The organism is Pseudomonas sp. (assembly GCF_050739655.1).
Taxonomy (GTDB): Bacteria; Pseudomonadota; Gammaproteobacteria; order Pseudomonadales; family Pseudomonadaceae; genus Aquipseudomonas.
This window is the reverse complement of the sequence record NZ_JBOIBY010000635.1, coordinates 1-3,478: the sequence shown is the minus strand read 5'-3', so window position 1 is coordinate 3,478 and position 3,478 is coordinate 1. Positions and strand designations below refer to the sequence as shown.

The 3,478-nt window shown below is 62.3% G+C and carries 3 protein-coding genes; all 3 read left to right on the top strand.

The features are described 5' to 3' along the window. Positions 1 to 116 precede the first annotated feature (116 nt). Positions 117 to 1,619, top strand: a complete 1,503-nt coding sequence (urtB, locus tag ACRESJ_RS30220) for an urea ABC transporter permease subunit UrtB (RefSeq protein WP_431761161.1) — start codon at positions 117 to 119, stop codon at positions 1,617 to 1,619. Positions 1,620 to 1,672: 53 nt separating this feature from the next. Then, entirely contained in the window at positions 1,673 to 2,698 is a 1,026-nt protein-coding gene (gene urtC, locus ACRESJ_RS30215) for an urea ABC transporter permease subunit UrtC (RefSeq protein WP_431761162.1), read from the top strand. Then, positions 2,695 to 3,478 (top strand): urea ABC transporter ATP-binding protein UrtD (urtD, locus tag ACRESJ_RS30210; RefSeq protein WP_431761160.1); only part of this gene is annotated, 784 nt, incomplete at its 3' end. The genes urtC and urtD, both read left to right, overlap by 4 nt.

Here is a 3,478-nt window from a genome sequence, read left to right as displayed (position 1 = left end):
CCCTGTGGGAGCGGGCTTGCCCGCGATGAGGCCAGCACATTCAACATCAATGTGACTGAACCACCGCTATCGCGGGCAAGCCCGCTCCCACAATGTCCGCGTCAAGGCGACTCTTTATGCCCACTGCCATCTACCGATTGTTCCTCGCCATCGCCCTGCTGTTGCCGATGGCCGCTCATGCCGGCGACGCCGAAGACTTCGTCGCAGCCAATCCCGTGCAACAAGCCAAACTCCTGGAAGCCTGGGCCGCGCAACCCGACCCGGCCCGCATCGAACTGATCAACGCCCTGCAACAAGGCGAACTGACTATCGATGGCCAGCCAAAAACCCTGCGCCTGAACAACCGCCTGCGAGGTCTGATCGACACCGCATTGGCCAGCCACCAATTGCTCGCCGCCGACAGCAAGCTTCGCCTGTCCGCCGCGCAGCAACTGCAGAAAAGCGCCAAACCGGCGCAGTTGAAATTCCTCGACCAGCAACTTGCCGGTGAACAGGACGAAAGCGTTCACGCCGCCCTGAGCCTGGCCCTGGCCAACCTGCAACTGGTGGACGCCGACCCGGCCGTGCGTCTGGCTGCCGTGCGGCTGCTGGGCGAAACCGGCGACCCGCTGGCCCGCACCCGGTTGGAAAGCCTGCTGGAGCCCGGTGTCGAAACCGACGCGAATGTGCGCATCGCTGCCGAAACCAGCCTGGCTCAAGTCAAACGCAAACTGCTGGTCGGCGAAGTACTGGGTCAGGCGTTCAGCGGCATGTCGCTGGGCTCGATCCTGCTGCTCGCCGCCCTCGGATTGGCAATCACCTTCGGCCTGCTCGGCGTGATCAACATGGCCCACGGCGAGATGCTGATGCTCGGCGCCTACTCGACGTACGTGGTGCAGTTGTTGTTCCAGCGCTTCGCGCCGCAAGCCATCGAGTTCTATCCATTGATCGCGTTGCCCGTGGCTTTTTTCGTCACCGCCGCCATCGGCATGGCGCTGGAACGTACCGTGATCCGCCATCTCTACGGGCGTCCGCTGGAAACCCTGCTCGCCACCTGGGGCATCAGCCTGATGCTGATCCAGTTGGTGCGCCTGGTGTTCGGCGCGCAGAACGTTGAAGTGGCCAACCCGGCCTGGTTATCGGGCGGGATTCAGGTATTGCCCAATCTCGTGCTGCCGTACAACCGCATCGTCATCATTGCTTTCGCCTTGTTTGTGGTGGTGCTGACCTGGCTGCTGCTGAATAAGACGCGCCTGGGCCTGAACGTCCGTGCCGTTACCCAGAATCGCAATATGGCCGCCTGCTGCGGCGTGCCCACGGGGCGCGTGGACATGCTCGCCTTCGGCCTCGGTTCAGGCATTGCCGGCCTCGGTGGCGTCGCGTTGAGCCAGATCGGCAACGTCGGCCCGGACCTCGGCCAGAGCTACATCATCGACTCGTTCCTGGTGGTGGTGCTCGGCGGCGTCGGGCAACTGGCCGGTAGCGTGCTCGCCGCCTTTGGCCTGGGGATTGCCAACAAGATTCTCGAACCGCAAATCGGTGCCGTACTCGGCAAGATCCTCATCCTCGCGCTGATCATTCTGTTCATCCAGAAACGTCCGCAAGGCCTCTTCGCACTCAAAGGACGGGTGATCGACTGATGAATCAGCCACTGATGATTACAGCCTCGCAAAAGGCCGGCCCGAAAGTCACGATGGCCGTCGGCGCGGTGATCCTGGTTTTACTGCTGGCATTGCCGTTGCTGTCACTGTTGCCGGCAGACAGCACGCTGCATGTCTCGGCCTACACCCTGACCCTGGTCGGCAAAATCCTCTGCTACGCCATCGTTGCCCTGGCACTGGATCTGGTCTGGGGCTACGCCGGCTTGCTGTCCCTGGGCCACGGCCTGTTCTTCGCCCTGGGCGGTTATGCGATGGGCATGTACCTGATGCGCCAGGCCTCGGGCGATGGCTTGCCGGCCTTCATGACCTTTCTGTCGTGGACTGAGTTGCCGTGGTTCTGGACCGGCACCAGCAGTTTCCTCTGGACCCTGTGCCTGGTGGTGCTGGCGCCGGGTTTGCTGGCGCTGGTGTTCGGCTTCTTCGCCTTCCGTTCGCGGATCAAGGGCGTGTACTTCTCGATCATGACCCAGGCCCTGACCTTCGCCGGGATGCTGCTGTTTTTCCGCAACGAAACCGGGTTTGGCGGTAACAACGGCTTTACCAACTTCCGCACGATTCTTGGCTTCGGCATCACCGAACCCGGCACCCGCGCGGTGCTGTTTTTTGCCACGGTGCTGTTGTTGGTGGCGAACCTGTACATCGGCTGGCGACTGGCGCAGAGCAAGTTCGGCCGGGTACTGACCGCGTTGCGCGACGCGGAAAACCGCTTGATGTTTTGCGGCTACGATCCACGGGGTTTCAAGCTGTTTGTCTGGGTATTGAGCGCCGTGTTGTGCGGGCTGGCCGGTGCGTTGTACGTGCCGCAAGTCGGCATCATCAACCCCAGCGAGATGTCGCCGACCAACTCCATCGAAGCGGCGGTCTGGGTGGCGTTGGGTGGTCGCGGCACGCTGATCGGCCCGCTGCTCGGTGCCGGGGTGGTCAACGGCATGAAAAGCTGGTTCACCGTGGCCTTCCCTGAATACTGGCTGTTCTTCCTCGGAGCACTGTTCATCGTCGTGACCCTGTATCTGCCCAAGGGCGTGATCGGTCTGTTGAAAAAAAGAGGTGAGCAATGAGAACCCTGGCCACTGGTGAATTCATGCTCGAACCGGCGTTTTTTCCCGTAGAACCCAACAAGGACGCCGGCACCAGTCGCGACACGATCGGTCTCGGCCAGCGCGCTGGCAAAGGCCTCAATACGCGGCACGGCACCATCCTGACCCTGGAAGACATCAGCGTCAGCTTTGATGGCTTCAAGGCGCTGAACGATCTGAACCTGTACATCGGCGTCGGCGAATTGCGTTGCATCATCGGCCCCAACGGCGCGGGCAAAACCACGCTGATGGACGTGATCACCGGAAAGACCCGCCCCAGCCACGGCAAGGCCTGGTTCGGTGAAACCCTGGACCTGACGCAGATGAGTGAAGTGCAGATCGCCCAGTCCGGCATCGGCCGCAAGTTCCAGAAGCCGACGGTGTTCGAGCACCTGACCGTGTTCGAGAACCTCGAGCTGGCGCTCAAGACCGACAAGGGCGTCAAGGCGTCGATGATGTTCAGGCTCGACTCGGCGCAGGCCGACCGGCTGGCCGAGGTGCTGCACACCATCCATCTCGAGGACAGCGTGCTGCGCCTGGCCGGCAACCTGAGCCACGGGCAGAAGCAGTGGCTGGAGATCGGCATGCTGCTGATGCAGGACCCGAAGCTGCTGCTGCTCGACGAACCGGTGGCGGGCATGACCGATGAGGAGACCGCGCGCACGGCCGAGCTGTTCCTGACCTTGAAGGGCAAGCATTCGCTGATGGTCGTCGAGCACGACATGAGCTTCATCCGGACGATCTCGGAGATCGTCACGGTGC